The sequence below is a fragment of the Enterococcus mundtii genome (assembly GCF_013394305.1).
GTDB lineage: Bacteria > Bacillota > Bacilli > Lactobacillales > Enterococcaceae > Enterococcus_B > Enterococcus_B pernyi.
Genome location: NZ_AP019810.1, coordinates 236,462 through 255,206, shown reverse-complemented (window position 1 = coordinate 255,206; position 18,745 = coordinate 236,462). Strand labels below are relative to the sequence as shown.

Below are 18,745 nucleotides of genomic sequence, written 5' to 3'. Positions count from 1 at the left end.
AGGAACAATCAAGATGAAGCATCGAGTCACAAAAGAACAAAAAAAGCAGATCATGCAAGACCTAAACTACATGACTCCTTTTGTGAATTCTTCGAAATCAGGGGTTAGTGAGTCGACCATCCGCGTTTTGGCTACTAGGTTTGAAGAAATCAAGGGGAGAGAAATCCAAGAAAGACGAAAAACAGCAAAAATGAAGGCACTACAAAAGATGGATGAACTACTTACTAAGGTGAAAGAAGAAGCGAAAATCCGCAATATCCAGCAAATTATTCAAAAAGAAAAAATGCCAAAAACGAAATTGATGACACAACGTGAATAAATAGATACGAGTAATGGACAGTATTCTAAAGAGCATTAGCACTCTTTTTGATCAAGACGAAGTAGAATCATTCCCTTGATCTCTTTTTAGCATATGTTGAAAAAAAGAAAGATCGATCAAAGAAATACTCCTATAACGAGAGAATGAAACAAACAAGTTAGGAGGAAACTGTAAATGAGTGATTATGAAAAACAGGTAGTGACATCCAAAAGAAGATTTCAAATACGTACGCAAGCAATCGAAAAAAACAAGACGTATTAGCGGAAATAAGACATCGCAAAACGAACGCATATATCATAAAAAAACATCACCTTACTCTTTGGCAGGTCAGATTCGTTATAAAAAGAGAAATTATACGACAGATCAAAAAAGGTACGCGTATGGAAATAATCGCTCACCGATTGAATATGTCGCTAGATCAAATTCGAGAGGTACGCAATAACTATATCAAACATCATCTAATAAACGGTGCTTCAAAGAATGATCTCGCTAAAAAGCTACATATGGAGCATCAACAGATACTTACTATTCGAAATCATATGATCGAGAAAAAGTTAGTTCAAAAATTGACCATCAAAGAAGTTGCACACAGGTGGAGATTGGCAGAGAGTAGTGTAGAAAAGATACGAGAACAAGCCATTTTAAGACGATTACAAATGACTCATCCAGAAGATGTTGCCACTACTTTTCGATTATCAGTTGAAGATGTTTTACGTATTCGTCAGAAAATTAGCCAACCACTTGCCTTGCAAGGTCATGTCACAAAAGAAAGTAAGAAATGGCTAAAAAATATCAATCGACAAGAACAAGCAATTGTCGCGAGCTTAGAACAAGGAAAGCCAACAAGAATCATTGCCCAGCAATTGAATATCAACCAAAAATTTGTGATTCGGACACGCACGCGTCATATTGAACAAGCATTCGAGCAAAGGCAGCCACTAGTAGAAATCAGCAAGCGATTTTATACACCTGTGGATGAACTAAGAAAACTTAGGAATCAGCGAATTTTGTATTATCGCGAGGGTGGAATCAAAGCAAGGATCTTAGCTAGAAAGTTCAATATGAAAACTACTGCACTTCGGAAAGTCGTTTATCATAATCGAGCAGTAAAACAGCCCATGAAAAAAGATAAGAAAGAGAATAAAACTGAGCCACTGACGTTGTTTTCAGTTGAAGCATGTGCCAAATTTATGGAGGAATTAAAAAAAAGGAAATCAATGGCCGAAATTGGTCTCTCTCTTAACTTGGATCACCATAAAACTTGTGCAATTAGAAATCACCTGCTTTTAACGAAGCTTAATAACGGGGAGAAAACAGAAGCTGTCGCAAAGCAATTCAATACTAATTTGACCAATATCTATCAAATCACGTTTCAAGCGGATCTAGTAAACTATCCCAATATCAAAAAACGGACAAATAGTTATTTGACAGAGGAGCAAACGCAAGATGTTAAGCGGATGATTGGGGAAGGAAAAACAAACAGCCAAATTGCGCAGCTACTTTCGGTAAAAAAATCATTAGTCATCAGTAAAAGGCGATCATTGAAAAGACTGACAAGATTATCTAACAAAAAGTATTGAATTACAGATGAACAAAAATCAGCGATCCTTGCAGATGCTAGGTATCTCGATAAGGTCACTAATGCCATGAAACATGGGGTAAGCATAGAGTCAGTTCGAGTCATCTCGAAGCGCAATAATAAAATGAGCATAAAAAAAATCAGTGAACGTAAAAATGATGTGGAGAAACTAAAAAAATTCAAGGAAATAGAAAAAGAAATCAAACGACAAGCAAAAGTAGAGAATATCAAGCGGGTCCTCCAAGAAAAGCCGCAACAGTTTCGTTCAACCAAGCATACTTCGTTACTACAACGATAAAAAATAGACCGAAAAAGCCAATCGCTTTTCGGTCTATTTTTGATTTTGAACATCAAGGAATGATCAAATGATGAATTATTTAACCAATTCACTCAATTCTTCTGGTGTAATCGATTCATCAAAGATATGTTCATCGATGATTACAGTAGGGACGAATTGGATGTGAGCAGCATTTGCTTCATCGATGATTGCTTGAGTAGTTGCTTGGTCTTCTTGTTCGGTTAAACCAAGTGTTTCTGTTGCATATTCGGCAATGCCGGCTAAATCAAGTTGTTTCCATTCATCTTGCGCATCGAAAATCGCTTTGATTTGTTTTAATGCGACTTTTCCATCCGTCGTAGTGATATGATGATGCATCACATTTCCTTTTTGTAAACTAGGTTTTTCTTTGTCGAACAATTTGATGATTCGTAAGAGTCTTCCAGATTGAACCGCCTCTTCTAAAATGTCATAAGATTCGATAAACCATTGTCGACAATAAGGACAAGCAAGATTAACAAATTCGATCATTTGTTTTGGTGCATCTTCGTTTCCGTACATGATTCCAGTAGTTTTGTTTGTTTTTGTTGCATCAATAATTGAAATATCCATTTTTTAACACCTCTTTATTCTATTGTAATAACTTTGCCCTAAAAAAGACAATGATTTGTTCAAAGAAATAAATGTGTGTGAATCGTTAATCTCTCATTTCCTAGATTAAAAAGCTAAAAGTTGTAAGAAGGGAAAAGCTATTTTTTTATTTTTTACCTGTCGATTCTGGTCGAAGCATTTCTGTCATATCTTTAGCATGTGATTTTTCTTTCAAAATTAGGAGGTTTTCTTTGTTCGTTTACGGTATAATAATAAAGATTATTTAGATAAATTGAGCAAAGGTGATGAAACATGCGGAAAATGAAGACGATGGATGGGAATACTGCTGCGGCATATATTTCATATGCCTTTACAGAATTAGCAGCGATCTATCCAATTACGCCTAGTTCAACAATGGCTGAACTGGTTGATCAATGGGCAGCTTCAGGTAAAAAAAATATTTTCGGACAACCAGTGAAAGTCGTAGAGATGCAATCAGAAGCTGGTGCTGCTGGTGTCGTACATGGGTCATTAAAAACCGGAGCATTGACAACAACGTACACTGCTTCACAAGGATTATTATTGATGATCCCAAATATGTATAAGATAGCCGGTGAACTTTTACCTAGTGTTTTTCACGTAGCTAGTCGAGCAGTGACGACGAATGCGTTGAATATTTTTGGTGATCATGGCGATGTGATGGCCGCTCGCCAAACAGGATTTGCGATGCTTGCGGAAAGCAGCGTCCAAGAAGTGATGGATTTAGCGCCAGTTGCGCATCTAGCTTCCTTAGAAGGAGAAATCCCTTTTGTCAACTTTTTTGATGGTTTTCGAACGAGTCATGAAATCCAAAAAATCGAAGTGTTGGAATATGATGAATTAGCTCCTTTGATTCCTCAAGAAAAATTGGAGGCCTTTCGTGAACGTGGAATGAATCCTAATCGGCCGAAGACCAGTGGGACGAATCAAAACCCTGATATCCACTTTCAACAACGAGAAACGATCAACCGATACTATGATCGTTTGCCCCAAATCGTGAAAAAGTATATGGATAAAATCAATGAACTTCGAGGAACTTCTTATGATCTGGTCACTTATTATGGAGCGGCTGACGCAGAAGAAGTCATTATTTCAATGGGATCAGTTGCGCAAACGATCCAACAAACAGTTGATTACTTGAACCAAAACGGTCGTAAAGTCGGCTTCTTGAATATCCACTTATATCGTCCGTTTCCAATTGAAACATTGATTGAAAAACTACCGAATGCCGTAAAGGCAATTGCTGTTCTAGATCGCAGTAAAGAGCCGGGAGCAGGGGGAGAACCTTTATTATTAGACGTTCAAAGTGCGTTATATGATGCAGAACGTCATCTGAAAGTGATCGGCGGACGTTATGGCATTGGTTCAAAAGATGTCACCCCTGATCAGATTGTAGCGGTATATGATGAATTGAAAAAAGAAAAAACGGATATGAAGAAACGTTTCACGATCGGGATCATTGATGATTTAACTTACTGTTCTTTGGAGGTTGGCCCATCACTTGATTTGACTGAAGCGAATACTTTCCAAGCGAAATTCTGGGGATTTGGATCTGATGGAACAGTTGGAGCAAATAAATCAGCGATCAAAATCATTGGTGACCATACAAACAAATACGCACAAGGCTATTTTTACTATGATTCAAAAAAATCAGGTGGTCTGACTGTTTCACATTTGCGTTTTGGCGATACACCGATCCGTTCGACCTATTTAGTCGAACATGCCGATTTTGTAGCTTGTCATACCCCTGCTTATCTTCACAGCTATGATTTAGTCAAAGGGTTGAAACCTAAGGGGACTTTCTTATTGAATACACTTTGGTCAGACGAACAACTAGCTACGCATCTACCGACCCATTTAAAACGATATTTAGCTGAAAATGAGATCCAATTTTATACGATCAATGCGATGCGTTTGGCGCAAGAAGTAGGTCTAGGTCGGCGGATCAATACGGCGATGGAAACAGCATTTTTCAAGTTGGCGAATATCATACCTTTCGAAGAAGTCCTACCGATTTTGAAAGAGGAAGCCTTGAAGAGTTATGGTCATAAATCAATAGCGATCGTTGAAAAAAATATCAAGGCGATCGATCGTACAGTGGAATTGTTGCATAAAGTCGAAGTGCCGGCTGAATGGGCAACATTGGCGCTTCCTGATAAGGAGAAAAATACTCAAAATCGCTATATCAGAGACATCCTTGAACCAATCAACGCTCAAGAAGGAAATCAGCTCTCAGTGAGGACCTTAGCAGAAAACGGAATGACACGAGGCGATATGCCTTTAGGAACCACTGCTTACGAAAAACGCGGAGTAGCACTTGAAGTACCTGAATGGATCAGTGAGCGCTGTACGATGTGTAATGAATGTTCGTTCGTTTGTCCTCATGCAGCGATTCGACCATTCTTAGCCGATGAGGAAGAACTAGAAGAAGCACCGGAAGGGTTCATTGTTCGAGAAATGCGTGGGCCAGATGGTTTGAAGTATCGCATCCAAGTGTCTGTCGAAGACTGTACTGGTTGTGGCCTATGTGTTGAAGCTTGTCCAGCAAAAGGTAAAGCACTAGTGATGAAGCCCTATGAAGAACAAAAGAAACAAGCAATCAACTGGGCATTTGCGATGACCTTGCGACAAAAAGAAAATCCGATCAAAGGCAAAAATACAGTGCTATCAACACAGTTCAATCAACCTTTATTAGAATTTTCCGGGGCATGTTCCGGTTGTGGGGAAACGCCTTACGTGAAGCTATTGACACAGATGTTCGGTGACCGTATGATGATCGCCAACGCGACAGGTTGTTCATCTATTTGGGGCGGAGCAGTGCCGGCTTCACCATTTACCACAAATGATTGTGGGCAAGGACCTGCGTGGTCAAATTCATTATTAGAAGACAATGCTGAATTTGGTTATGGGATGCTTTTAGCCGCACAAACAAGAAGAGAAGCTTTAGCAGAAACGATGAAAAAAGTGATGTCTAAAGTCTCCTTAAAACTACGTGAATTGATGGAAGATTGGTTGGCGCATATGTTTGAAAGCGAAGGAACCCAACAACGGGCAGCTAAATTACGTGGGGCAATCGAAAATGAGCTTGAAGCTGTTCCTGAATTACAAACGATCTACCAAGAAAAAGATCTATTTGTCAAAAATAGTCAATGGATGATTGGTGGTGATGGCTGGGCGTATGATATCGGTTTTGGCGGAATCGATCACGTCTTGGCAAGTGGCGCAGATGTAAACATTTTAGTCATGGATAACGAAGTCTATTCCAATACAGGTGGACAAGTCTCGAAAGCTACACCTGCTTCAGCAATCGCTAAATTCTCAGCAAATGGGAAATATGCTTCGAAGAAAGATTTAGGTATGATGGCGATGACATATGGGAATGTGTATGTAGCACAGATCGCTTCAGGCGCGAATCAAATGCAAACGATCAAAGCATTTGAAGAAGCAGAAAAATTCCCTGGACCATCGTTGATCATTGCGTATACGCCATGTATTGCTCATGGGTTACTAGGTGGAATGAAAGAATCGATCAAAGAAGCAAAAGAAGCAGTAGCTTCAGGCTATTGGTCGTTGTATCGCTATAATCCTGAATTGATCGAAAAGAAGAAAACGCCGATGACGCTAGACTATAAAAAGCCTGATTTTACCATGATGGCTGACTTCATGCGCAAGCAAGTCCGTTTTTCATCGCTTGAAACGATTCATCCGCAGGCAGCGGAGCAGTTATTCAATAAAACGATCCAAGATGCGAAAAAACGGTTTTACAACTATGCGGCGATGACTGGTCAATTAGAAAAAATCAAAGCGAAGATCGAACCGACAGAAGGTACTGAAAGTCCAGAGATCGAAAAACCGAGAGTCAAAAAAGGACGAACGGTTGATCCGGAAGCAGAAGCTAGACGTGCTGCCAGACGTGCCGCTAGAGCGGAACGAAGAAAAACCAAAGAATGATAAAACGAAACGATCCAAGGAAATAGAATAACTTATTGGTGAATAAATGGAAAATGTAAATTTCTTGAAAAAAATTGGTTTTTGTTAGGAAATTCCAAGCAGATAAGTCTCTTCTGAGGAAACATATGATATACTAAAGAGGAAATCTCAAAAGAGAAGAGAGGCTGTCTATGTCATTTCAAATCGGAGAACTTTTTAATTTAGACTATTGGCGACAAATGTTTTCCGGTGACTTGTTTTCTCAGAATTTTTTGGTGAACATACTCGATGTATTGGTTGTTTGGTATTTAGTTTATAAACTCATTCAACTATTGCGAGGAACAAAAGCAATCCAATTGCTAAAAGGGGTAGGGATTTTTGTTGTTATTCGGATCTTAGCCGAGATTATTGGTCTACATACCTTATCTTGGTTGATGAATCAAGTGATCACGTATGGTGTGATTGCGGCTATCGTCATTTTTCAACCAGAGATACGGCGTGGATTAGAACACCTCGGTCGTAGCTCACTTTTCAAACAATCGAAGAGTGAGAAGCAAGAAGATGAACAGATGATCCTTTCTTTCGACAAAGCGATCCAATATATGTCCAAACGTAAAATCGGTGCCTTGATCACGATCGAACGCCACACCGGGTTGGATGAATATATCGAAACAGGGATTGCTTTAGATGCCGATATCACTGGCGAATTACTGATCAATATTTTTATTCCGAATACACCGCTGCATGATGGTGCAGTGATCGTAAAAGATGGAAAAATTGCAGTAGCCAGTGCCTACTTGCCTTTATCTGAAAGTATGTTGATTCCGAAAGAATTCGGAACCCGTCACCGAGCGGCTGTCGGAGTCAGTGAGGCGAGCGATGCGATTACGATCGTTGTCTCAGAAGAAACAGGAGATGTCAGCATTACGTTGGATAACCAATTGATGCCTGGCTTATCTCAAGAAGAATATTTGACGATCTTGCGTAAAAATTTGATCGTCGAAGAAAAAAACAAAAATAAAAATACGCTCCAAACCTTCTTAGACGTGATGACTAAAGGAGGGGATCACAAATGATCTCAAAAGAGAGGCGTAAAAGTATCTTATATGCGTTTGTTGCGTTATTATTCAGTATTGTGCTGTATTTTAATGCAAATGGACAATCTGTCCAAGACACGCTGTCAGGAAATGAAGCCTATACGCAAAACGTTTCTGATGTGTCAGTACAACTTTTATACGATACGGATCAATATTATATCCATGGATATGAGAGTACGGTCACAGCGAAGTTGTCCAGTGCCAATCGTGTTCAGTTGAATGCCGAAGCAATTGAAGATACAAGAATGTTTCGGGTGACAGCAGATCTCACTGGTTTAGGTGAAGGAACACATGAAGTACCATTGAAAATCAGAAATCTGAGCAGTGCAGTCAAAGCAAAACTAGAGCCGGATACGATCACAGTGACTATCGAGAAAAAAGTGACAAAAGAATTTGAGGTCACGCCTTTACTCACAACAGAATCAACTCCAGCTGGATTCGAATTGAATGACCTTGAATTATCACCAAAAAAAGTGACGGTCACGACTGGCGATCAGACACTGGAAGAGATCCAACAGGTCGTAGCGAGGATCGAACCTGCGATGATCACGGACGATGGGGTCGATACGAGAGTCACTGTTCAAGCATTGAATAGTGCAGGAGAACCTTTAAGTATTGTTTCAGATCCAGTGCAAGTCACTGCAAAAGCAACGGTAACAAAGCCTACGAAAACGATTCGACTTTATGGAACAGCACAAGGGACCCCCGCAGATAATGTGGAGAGTTACGATTTCAGTTTCTCTGACATTGAAGCAGAAGTCACTGGTTCAGAGAGTCAACTGGCTCAACTAGGAAATAGCATCACGATACCAATCGATATTTCTGGGATCGTCCACCGGACGACAAGAAATATTGATATTCCGGTAGAGAGTGGACTTAGTATCACACCACCTTCAATCGATGTTGAGATTACACCGGTCCTGAAAACAAGCACGGAAAACACTAGCCGTTCTAATTCGGGAAATTCCGGAAATTCGGGAGGAAGTACAACTTCTGGTGCAGGGTCGACACCTGCGAACTCTTCGTCATCGACGACACGTCAGTCTGAAGAGACGCAGTCAACATCGAGTGAAGGGTCGAATGAATCATCAAGTGAGACAACACAATCAAGTAGTCAACCGAATAGTCAAGAGGATTCATCGGAAAATTAAGTTAAAGGAGCAAATTTACAGCTATGGGTAAATATTTTGGAACGGACGGTGTCCGTGGAGAAGCGAATAAAGAACTAACACCGGAATTGGCCTTCAAATTAGGACGTTGCGGCGGTTATGTACTGAGCCAACATGAGAAAGATGGAAAACGTCCACGTGTATTGGTTGGACGTGACACAAGAATTTCAGGTCAAATGCTTGAAGAAGCGTTAGTTTCTGGTCTGTTATCTGTCGGGATCGAAGTTTTTCAATTAGGTGTGATCTCTACACCAGGAGTGGCTTACTTGACACGTTTGCAAAAAGCAAGCGCAGGTGTCATGATTTCTGCTTCACACAATCCAGCTCAAGATAACGGCATCAAGTTTTTTGGTGCAGATGGATTTAAATTAGATGATGACCAAGAATTAGAAATCGAAGCATTGTTAGATGCGGAAGTCGATGAATTACCACGACCTTCTGCTGAGGGATTAGGTACAGTCGAAGAGTTCCCAGAAGGGTTGCTGAAATATTCACAATTCTTAGTACAGACGATCAACGGCGATCTTTCGGGCTTAACGGTCTGTGTAGATGCGGCAAATGGTGCAACAGCAACATCTGTCAATCGCTTGTTTGCTGATTTGGAAACTGATTTCTACACGATGGGAACAAATCCGAATGGCTTGAACATCAATGACGGTGTCGGATCAACGCATCCTGAGCGTCTAGCAGAAATGGTAGTAGAAAAAGGAGCAGACGTCGGTCTTGCCTTTGACGGCGACGGCGACCGTATCATTGCGGTGGATGAATTAGGAAATATCGTAGATGGCGATAAGATCATGTTTATCTGTGCGAAATATTTGTCAGCTAAAAATCGTCTGAAAAAAGATACGATCGTTACAACGGTCATGAGTAACCTCGGCTTCCATAAAGCGGTCGAAGAAATCGGTTTGAAAGATGTTGTGACACAAGTGGGCGACCGCTATGTGGTCGAAGAAATGCGTAAAAATGACTACAACTTCGGTGGCGAACAGTCTGGTCATATGATCTTCTTAGATTTCAATACAACTGGAGATGGTATGCTTTCTGGGATCCAATTGTTGAATATCATGAAACAAACTGGTAAAAAATTATCAGAATTAGCAGCAGAAGTAACGATCTATCCGCAAAAATTAGTCAATATCCGTGTAAGTAACAAAAACGGTGCAATGGAAGTTCCTGCAATCAAACAAGTCATTGAAGAAGCAGAAGCTGAAATGGCCGGTGAAGGACGTATCTTAGTTCGCCCTTCCGGAACAGAACCATTACTACGCGTGATGGCAGAAGCACCATCTGATGAAAAAGTAAACTATTATGTTGACAAAATCGCAGCAGTTGTCAAAGCTGAGATTGGAATCGATTAAAACGTACGATGAGAGAATCAACCCTCAAGTAGAGGATGTTGATTCTCTTTTCTTTTGATCAAATGCACGTTCTTTAGTAATTTTTGATATCTAAAAAATCGCCAAATAGGGGATCATTTACAATGATTCCGGGGAATTCATTGGTTAGAATGAGTTGTTTGAAAATTCGGTAACCTTTTAACGACTTTGACATGCCTAATGTTTCTAAATGATGGAGTGATTGTTCCATCATTCGATCAGCAAGAGACACATCGTTTTCTAAAAAAGCAATCCAACCTTCATAAAAAGGAATAAAAATGGCTTGTTCGATGTGCTCTTCTTTAAAGACCCATGTTTTCCATAGTTTGAATGTTTCTTTAGCGTAAGCTACTTCTTCGAAGAAACAAAAGACCGAAAATATTGTTGTAAAGGTTTGATAGAGAATATCTTTATTTCCCGGTATTTTGGATAAACGCTGACTTTTCTTGACCGCAATTTTCAAGCAACGAAATAATAGAGAAGGTTCAATTGCTATAGAGATACGGGCGAATAATTTTAACTCGTAGATACCCCAAGTATCAGTATTCAATAAATAGTGTTTGGCAGGTTCTAAGTAATGATTATGTTTTTTATATGCTTCAAGGACAGGCGTATCTTGAATAATCTCCTTTTTCATTGCCAAATCAAAACGAAATAATTGTAACACATGATCCAATTCTAAAGAATAATTTTCTTGATAATAAATATACAATTTTTCATACTGTTCTTCTAACTTTATCCAGTCTTGGATTGTTTCGATATACATATATTCCATATATTCGATAATCGCCAATTGTGAAGCAGAAAAAGTATTCTCAGTTTGCATCAATATAAATTCATCAAATGTTACTTCTAACTTTGACAATAAGTGATGGAATCTCTCGCATGAGATCGTTGATTTCTCATTTTCAAACTGAGAAAGAAGAGACATCGATAGCTGTTTATCCGCCAGTCCTTTAAGTAAAATCCCTTTACTTAAGCGAATTTCTTTAATTGTTTTTCCGTAACTTTTCATACGCGCACCTTCTTTTCAATATATTGAACTAAAATAAATAATACTTCTAATTTTATATATAGTTGAATTATCTTATAGAAACGAGGAAGAAGCCATGCAAAAAGAAAAAATAATCGAAAGTATTGATCTAAAAAAAGATTTTGGTAAAAAACAAGTATTAAAAGGCGTAGATTTTACGGTTAAACGTGGTGAAATTTTTGTTCTTTTAGGCTCTAATGGGGCTGGAAAGTCAACACTTTGTAAAATTTTGACTACGATTCTTCCTTTTGATGGAGGGCAAGTTCGAATCAATGAACATGATCTACTGAAAGACGGAGTTAAAGTGCGAGAAGCTATTAGTCTGACTGGACAGTTTGCCGCAGTTGATGAGATGTTGACAGGTTACGAGAATATGAAAATGATTGCAGCTCTTCGTCATGTGAAAGATAAGCACAAGGTTGTCAGTGACTTATTGAAACGGTTTGATTTGCAAATATACAGCCAAGAACTAGTTAAAAATTATTCAGGTGGAATGCGAAGACGTTTAGATATAGCGATGAGTTTTATCGGTGATCCGCAAGTGATTTTTCTCGATGAACCGACAACAGGCTTGGACCCCCAGAACCGAATCGCAACGTGGCAATTGATCAAAGAAACCGCAATATCAGGGCGGACTATTTTTTTGACTACGCAATATTTGGAAGAAGCAGAGTATCTTGCAGATAAAGTGGCTATATTACATGAAGGTAAAATCATTGTGAATGCTACGCCACAAATGATCAAAAGCACATATGACAAACAGAAAATGGAGATCAATGTATTGACCATAGAGGATTTTAATCTACTTTCTGCACATTTTAAACGACGACTACTGACAAAAAATGAAGAAAAACTTTCTGTGACTGTCAATGTAGGGGATCATTTCAATGATTCAGTTGATCTTCTGAACGAGTTAAAACGATTACCGATCAGGATCACAAATTTCCAGCAGAAAAATGCATCTTTAGAAGACATCTTTTTAAAATTAGTACAAGGAGTGGTCTAATTGAAAGCAATCATAGAAACAAATACATTATTTAAACTTAATATTAAATTATCTTTTCGTAGCCTGGAAACATTTATCGGTGGACTACTAACCCCAGTGATATTGATGTTGCTTTTTGTTTATGTACTTGGAGGAGCGATGGAAGTAGGTGAGCTATCTTATGTTGATTTTGTTTTGCCCGGAGTGTTAGTCCAATGTATTGCTCAAAGTGCTTCTGTCGTCGGGTTAGTCATTAACCAAGATGTCCGTTCTGGTATGGTTGAACGACTCCTAACACTAAATCTTTCAAGGGGAGCATTTCTAAATGGACATGTATTTGCAGCTGCCTTTAGAAGTGTGATGAGCAGTTTTGTCGTATTAGCCGTGGCATTGCTCATCGGTTTTCATCCAAACGCCACCTTTGCAAAATGGCTACTTGTTTGGTTGCTCATTCTTTGTTTTATCCTTGCCTTTACTTGGATTTCGGCCTTGTTTGGGTTATTAGCGAAATCATCAGAAATGGCAAGCTTATTTACTCTCCTGACTACCATCTTACCTTATTTAAGTTCAGGATTCGCACCGACTGAAAATATGCCTACAGCGATCAGACTATTTGCTGAGTACCAACCGATGACACCAATCATCCAAGCACTTCGAGGGTTGCTACTAGGTCTTCCAAATCCAACATTAAAGCAAGCATTTTTATGGAGTATTAGTTTGATTTTGATTTTTAGTTTCTTAGCATTATTGGCTTTTAATAAGTGTGTGAGGTGGAAATAACTTATCGAACTACAATAAAAAAACCAGTGAGAAAACAAACTTTTCGTTTTTCTCACTGGATTTTTTGCTATTGATTACTTATTTTTTAATCGGACAATTATTCAACCGTGACTGATTTAGCTAAGTTTCTTGGTTTGTCTACATCGAATCCACGCAATAGGGTAGCGTAATAAGCAAGCAATTGCGTCGGGATGACCATGGCAAGAGGAGAAAGGTATGGATGGACAGCAGGAATCACTAATTGATCCGTTTCTTTTTCTAATCCATGTGCCGCGATCACTAAGGTTTTTGCACCACGACTTTCAACTTCTTTTAAGTTGCCACGTGTATGAGCCCCTGTGATTTCCTCACTAATAATCCCAATTACTGGTGTGCCTTCTTCAATCAGTGCAATGGTACCGTGTTTCAATTCACCGGCAGCAAAACCTTCTGCTTGGATATAGCTGATTTCTTTTAGTTTCAAAGCAGCTTCTAAAGCGACATCGTGATCGTTGCTACGACCGATATAAAAAGCGTTGCGCGTGTCATTCAAGAATTCCGCAGCTAGTTCTTGGAGTTCATCTTTTTGGGTAATTACTGTTTCCATCGCATTCGCTACCATACTCAATTCATGCGCTACATCAAATGTCAATGAACGTTTATTGCCTTTTTGATCACCGACTGCTTTTGCAAGTAAAGCTAGTACAGCGATTTGAGCAGTATATGCTTTAGTTGAAGCAACAGCGATCTCCGGACCTGCATGTAGCAACAGAGTGAAGCCAGCTTCTCTTGATAACGTAGAACCAGCAACGTTCGTGATCGTCAATGAAGGATGACCTAATTGATTGATCTTGACTAACACCTGACGACTATCAGCGGTTTCGCCACTTTGACTTAAAAAGATAAAGAATGGTTTTTTCGATAATAAAGGCATGGTATAACCAAACTCACTGGCCAAATGGACTTCTACTGGAATGTCAGTCATTTGTTCGAATGAATGCTTGCTCGCTAATCCTGCATGATAACTTGTGCCGCATGCCACGATGTAAATACGGTCACTTGCTAACAGTTCATCCATCAATTTGTGATCTAAAGGAATTTCATTGTCCTCATTCACATAGGTTTGCGCGATTTTACGCATGATGATCGGCTGCTCGTCGATTTCTTTCAACATATAGTAAGGGTATGTTCCTTTTTCAATGTCAGAAGCATCTACTTGTGCTTCATAAGAATCACGTTCTATGATCGTACCAGTCATTGTTTGGATCGTGATATCATCTGCTTGAACGATCACCATTTCTTGGTCTTCGATTTCAATAAATTCTTTAGTGTAAGCAAGCATCGCCATCGCGTCACTTGCGATCACATTGAATCCTTGGCCTTTACCGATCAATAAAGGGCTTTTGTTTTTGGCAACGAAAATTGTTTCAGGAGCTGTGCGATCCATCAAGGCAAAAGCGTAAGAACCTTCGATGACTTCTAGCGCTTTTCTAAATCCTTCTTGTGTATCTTGCGTTTCTTCCACGAATTTTTCAATCAAATGAACAACGATTTCCGTATCTGTTTCGCCGATGAAGTCATCAGTGGCTACGTATTGTTGTTTCAATTCTTCAAAATTTTCAATCACCCCATTGTGGACTAAAACAAAACGTCCGCTTTGTGAGTGGTGGGGGTGCGCATTTTTCTCAGCGGGTTCCCCATGAGTTGCCCATCTTGTATGACCGATACCTGCTGTACCAGTTGTTTCTGGAGATAATTTATCTTTAAGGTTTTGGATTCTACCGCGTGCTTTGACTAAATGGTCCTGTTTTCCATTTGAGACAAAGATACCCGCCGAATCATACCCGCGATATTCTAATTTTTCTAAACCATTGATCAACCCTGGTGTCACGTTCTCTAATCCAATCATTCCAACAATTCCGCACATAAAAAAACATCCTACTTTCTGTTATAAACTTGATATTAGCGTTTCCAACTGCGTAAGAAACTTTTTGTTCTACCTTCACAGATAGTTTTTATGTTTCTTTTTAGGATGCAGTCCCTAGGGCCATCCGCCGAATCCTTCGATCAACCCTTTCCTCGTCATCTGTTAAAACAGACCTGGCGCTATTCCGTATTGGTCTAATTATCCTCCTGTTATTATTTTGTTTGGAAACATCTAAAATCATAACGTTAATGTGTGAGGTTTGTCAATAAAAAAGACAAAAAAATAAATTGGTATATATCTAATTGGGATGGACGAAAGAAAAATATCAAATTCGACTATCATCTTTTCTTGTAGTTCGGTACAATAATTATAGATAGAAGGAGGATGAAAGATGGAAGAGAAGATAGAAATCATGACGTTGGGGATGTTAAAAAAACAAATTGCAGCATTTGAAAAAACAGAACACGTGACGGATGACACTAAAATCTTTTTGGATACCGGATGGGACAGTATCCAAGAAATCGCCCCTGATGCGTTCGAAATCGAACATGCGCAACAGTTTGTCGTTGAAGATGAATTGACCCACGAACAGTTTACTGGTTACACCCTTGAAGAAAAAGCAGAAAAGATGAATGCGAAACCTGGTTCTGAAACGGTGATCGTGATTAGAAATCTATATTAGGAGCGTGTAAAATGAATAAGAAACGTTGGATAGCAGTACTGATTGCTGCCGGCTTATTGGTTGTTTCGTTGGTATCATCAAGTTTGACGCAACCGCAAGAAGAGATGCAGATGGGGAACATCAATAGTTGGTTATATGGGGACGATGAAATGTCACCGGTGGTACTTGAAGAAGGCAGTGGCATGGGAAGGATTGCAAAATTGTCCGTTGATGGTGCCATAGCTAGTGGAGGCTCTTCTGGTTTATTTGCTACTGATAGTTATAATCATGAAGACTTCTTGAAACAAATTGAAGCGATCGAAGCCGATGAACGCGTCAGTGGGATTTTATTGGAAGTCAATTCTCCGGGTGGCGGAGTTTATGAAAGTGCAGAAATTGCCAACTTACTCAACGAGGTCCGAACAGAACGTGATCTACCGATGTATGTCAGCATGAAAAATATGGCTGCCAGTGGTGGTTACTATATTTCCGCACAAGCAGATAAAATCTTTGCAACGGAAGAAACAGTAACTGGTTCAATCGGTGTCATTATGTCCGGACTCAACTATTCGGGCTTACTTGAAAAAATCGGTGTCGAAGATACAACAGTAAAAAGTGGCGCACTAAAAGATATGGGATCGGCTACTCGACCTGAAACTGAGCAAGATCATGCAGTGTTGCAAGCTTACATCGATAACGCCTATAATCGTTTTGTTAAAGTTGTTAGTGAAGGAAGAAACAAATCAGAAGATGAAGTGAAAAAAGTCGCAGATGGTCGTATTTACGACGGTGTACAAGCGAAAGAAGCAGGTTTGGTGGACGAAATCGGCTATCCAACAGATGCTTTAGCTGCGATGAGAGAAGATCTTGATCTACAAGATGCTGAGTTAGTCGAATACTCAACTAGTTCTACTGGATTTGGCAATACTTGGTTTGGTGCAAAATTAGCAGAATTACAAGGGTTGCAAGCTTCTGAAACAAGTCAGATCTTGTCATTACTTGAAAGTCTAGGAACAGCAGAATCTCCAAGAGCAATGTATCTATATGGAGGTGAGTAAGCATGAATGAGAAATCAACGAACGCGTCAACACCCGAAGAACGCTCAAAAACCAATGAGGAACCGAAAGTAGCTGAACGTACAGAGGGATCATCTAAACAAGTTTTTAAGGTAGAAGAAAATAAATTAGTAGATCCTACTAGTAGAAACCAGGATACAGTAGACGCTTTAGTTGCTCCTAAAGACGAAATTACAGCTGACAAAAACACAAGTAGCTCGTCGGAAGAACTTGAGTTTGCAGCACAAGCAAAAAATGACCAACCGGCTGTAGGACCAGATGCGGGATTTTCTCAAAAGGTGCTAAGTTCCTTTGAAGAAAAACCACTGTCAGAAACTAAGATCAAAGAAAATCAGAAAAAATGGAAAAAATATACAGAACAAAAAACCGAGGAACCAAGTATCAATCGTTTTCCTTATTATTTCTTTGCCGGTTTTTGGGTTCGTTTTGCTGCGTTTTTGGTTGATTTGATTTGTATTGGGTCAATCACTCGCTTAACGTTAGGTATCGCAGTGAACCTAGGATGGCTTCAAGTTTCTGATTCTTATTTGAGTATCTATGGTAGTTTGTCGTTGATCGCCTATTTAGCTTATTTTATTTTATTGACGAAATGGAATCACGGACAGACGATTGGAAAAATGATTTTTGGTATTCGAGTGATCAGTTTTGATGAAGAGGAACTTTCATGGAGTACAGTATTAGTCCGTGAGGGCGCTTGTCGCTTCATTTTGAGATTTCCGTTACTTTTTATCGGCTATCTCCCAGTTATCTTTAGTAAGAAAAAACAACACATCGGTGATTATTTCTCAAATACGAGTGTAGTAACCATCAATATGATCAAAGCATTTAATCAAGAGATGAATGCTTGATGCTTTAGGTAGAGAAAATGGCTGAATATGGTTATTATTCAATAAGTCGTGTCAGACAAATGATAAAACAGTGAAGGGAAGAACCTAAGTGAGACCGATCGATTTTCCTGATAAATACGACAATTTGATGCGTATTGGCCAACAGGCATTAACAGATCATCAATACAGTCAAGCAAAAGAGCTGTTTGAACGTGCATATGAACTTGAAGCAACATTTGAAGCAAATACGTTATACGTGTTGGCACTATCAGAATTGGATATGTGGGAAGAAGCACTTCATCAAGCACTTTTGCATGAAAAACAGTATTTGATGAATGAAGAATTGGCTACTTTTTACTTTGATCTACTGATTACAGCAAAAGATTTTTTATATGCACGAAAATTGATTGCAAGTGCTGATTTTCCCGATGATTTTGAGCAAGCAGTTTTGTTGAAAATCCAACAATCAGAAGAATTAGTCGGACAGATGCGAAGACAGAAGATTCGTGAAATCTATCAACTGGTAGAAAAATTACCTTTTGAAAAACCAACTACCCAGTTGAGTTATATTCAAGAAATCGAGCAACTGCCTTACCACGAATTTATCCAGACCGCTAGAAAGTTGATCGTTTTAAAAACGGTCCATGTTCTTGTAAGGGCTAAGTTGCTTGAGTCGCTCGTTCAAGTCGAAGAAGCAGCACCAGTTGCATACTTGACGATCGAGGAAGAGTTGATCGAAGTGATACCAAAGAAAATGGTGCGTCCAGAAGAGCAAACTTCCTATCGACGAATCAAACAAATGGCGGAAGCATATGAACGAGAAGACGCCTTAATGAGTGAGAACTTGAAAGAAGAGTTTGCGATGCAATCGGCGATCGTTTATCCGATCTATGATAGCTACATTGGAAATCTTGACAAATGGTTCAAACAAACAGTAGCAACCTATACGAATCAGCCGTGTGAGGATCTTTTGGCATCTGAACAACACGAATTCACTGAAAAAAGAAATAAAATAATGACAGAACTATTATTATTCAATACGTAAAAAAACAGAGGAAAAGATAAAAAAGTCATGAAAAACGTGGATTCCCCTCGTT

Annotated in this window: 16 protein-coding genes; 13 read left to right on the top strand and 3 right to left on the bottom strand. The window is 39.2% G+C overall.

The annotated features are described in order from the left end of the window. Positions 1-13: 13 nt before the first annotated feature. From HZ311_RS01210 to HZ311_RS01200, 3 genes are all read left to right on the top strand, one after another. Positions 14-319: a hypothetical protein gene (locus tag HZ311_RS01210; RefSeq protein ID WP_023519816.1), complete on the top strand. Its 306-nt coding sequence runs from the start codon at positions 14-16 to the stop codon at positions 317-319. Positions 320-699: 380 nt separating this feature from the next. Continuing rightward, positions 700-1,899: a hypothetical protein gene (locus tag HZ311_RS01205; RefSeq protein WP_148294492.1), complete on the top strand. Its 1,200-nt coding sequence runs from the start codon at positions 700-702 to the stop codon at positions 1,897-1,899. Positions 1,900-2,022: 123 nt separating this feature from the next. After that, positions 2,023-2,196, top strand: a complete 174-nt coding sequence (locus HZ311_RS01200) for a hypothetical protein (protein ID WP_153829763.1) — start codon at positions 2,023-2,025, stop codon at positions 2,194-2,196. Between the two features lie 75 nt (positions 2,197-2,271). Here the strand turns inward: HZ311_RS01200 and HZ311_RS01195 are convergent, their stop codons facing one another. Next, positions 2,272-2,787 (bottom strand): DsbA family protein, encoded by a 516-nt coding sequence (locus HZ311_RS01195; protein ID WP_023519814.1) that lies wholly within the window; start codon positions 2,785-2,787, stop codon positions 2,272-2,274. A 291-nt stretch (positions 2,788-3,078) separates the two neighbouring features. Here HZ311_RS01195 and nifJ point away from each other — a divergent pair, with 291 nt between their 5' ends. From nifJ to glmM, 4 genes are all read left to right on the top strand, one after another. Continuing rightward, on the top strand, positions 3,079-6,756 hold the full coding sequence (nifJ, locus tag HZ311_RS01190; RefSeq protein WP_023519813.1) for a pyruvate:ferredoxin (flavodoxin) oxidoreductase: 3,678 nt from the start codon (positions 3,079-3,081) through the stop codon (positions 6,754-6,756). A 170-nt stretch (positions 6,757-6,926) separates the two neighbouring features. Next, positions 6,927-7,811, top strand: a complete 885-nt coding sequence (gene cdaA, locus HZ311_RS01185; RefSeq protein ID WP_010735241.1) for a diadenylate cyclase CdaA — start codon at positions 6,927-6,929, stop codon at positions 7,809-7,811. Next, a complete protein-coding gene (locus HZ311_RS01180; protein ID WP_137072525.1) occupies positions 7,808-8,983 on the top strand; it encodes a CdaR family protein in 1,176 nt (391 codons plus the stop codon). Before cdaA ends, HZ311_RS01180 begins: the two co-directional genes overlap by 4 nt. A 23-nt stretch (positions 8,984-9,006) precedes the next feature. After that, complete coding sequence (glmM, locus tag HZ311_RS01175; protein WP_010735243.1) at positions 9,007-10,362, top strand: phosphoglucosamine mutase; 1,356 nt, start codon at positions 9,007-9,009, stop codon at positions 10,360-10,362. Between the two features lie 73 nt (positions 10,363-10,435). Here glmM and HZ311_RS01170 read toward each other — a convergent pair whose 3' ends face one another. Next, on the bottom strand, positions 10,436-11,395 hold the full coding sequence (locus tag HZ311_RS01170) for an Rgg/GadR/MutR family transcriptional regulator (protein WP_023519811.1): 960 nt from the start codon (positions 11,393-11,395) through the stop codon (positions 10,436-10,438). Between the two features lie 94 nt (positions 11,396-11,489). On the opposite strand from HZ311_RS01170, the gene HZ311_RS01165 reads away from it, so the two are divergent. Both HZ311_RS01165 and HZ311_RS01160 read left to right on the top strand, forming a co-directional pair. Next, positions 11,490-12,419, top strand: coding sequence for an ATP-binding cassette domain-containing protein (locus tag HZ311_RS01165; RefSeq protein ID WP_137072521.1), 930 nt, complete (start codon positions 11,490-11,492; stop codon positions 12,417-12,419). Next, positions 12,420-13,178: an ABC transporter permease gene (locus tag HZ311_RS01160; RefSeq protein ID WP_023519808.1), complete on the top strand. Its 759-nt coding sequence runs from the start codon at positions 12,420-12,422 to the stop codon at positions 13,176-13,178. 97 nt (positions 13,179-13,275) lie between these two features. Here the strand turns inward: HZ311_RS01160 and glmS are convergent, their stop codons facing one another. Then, complete coding sequence (glmS, locus tag HZ311_RS01155; RefSeq protein WP_137072519.1) at positions 13,276-15,084, bottom strand: glutamine--fructose-6-phosphate transaminase (isomerizing); 1,809 nt, start codon at positions 15,082-15,084, stop codon at positions 13,276-13,278. 391 nt (positions 15,085-15,475) lie between these two features. Here glmS and HZ311_RS01150 point away from each other — a divergent pair, with 391 nt between their 5' ends. From HZ311_RS01150 to HZ311_RS01135, 4 genes are all read left to right on the top strand, one after another. Continuing rightward, positions 15,476-15,766 (top strand): hypothetical protein, encoded by a 291-nt coding sequence (locus HZ311_RS01150; protein ID WP_010735248.1) that lies wholly within the window; start codon positions 15,476-15,478, stop codon positions 15,764-15,766. Positions 15,767-15,777: 11 nt separating this feature from the next. Next, positions 15,778-16,803: a signal peptide peptidase SppA gene (gene sppA / locus HZ311_RS01145; protein WP_023519806.1), complete on the top strand. Its 1,026-nt coding sequence runs from the start codon at positions 15,778-15,780 to the stop codon at positions 16,801-16,803. A gap of 188 nt (positions 16,804-16,991) precedes the next feature. Then, complete coding sequence (locus HZ311_RS01140) at positions 16,992-17,669, top strand: RDD family protein (protein WP_137073084.1); 678 nt, start codon at positions 16,992-16,994, stop codon at positions 17,667-17,669. 88 nt (positions 17,670-17,757) lie between these two features. Further along, on the top strand, positions 17,758-18,693 hold the full coding sequence (locus tag HZ311_RS01135; protein ID WP_010735251.1) for a hypothetical protein: 936 nt from the start codon (positions 17,758-17,760) through the stop codon (positions 18,691-18,693). The last annotated feature ends 52 nt before the right edge of the window (positions 18,694-18,745 follow it).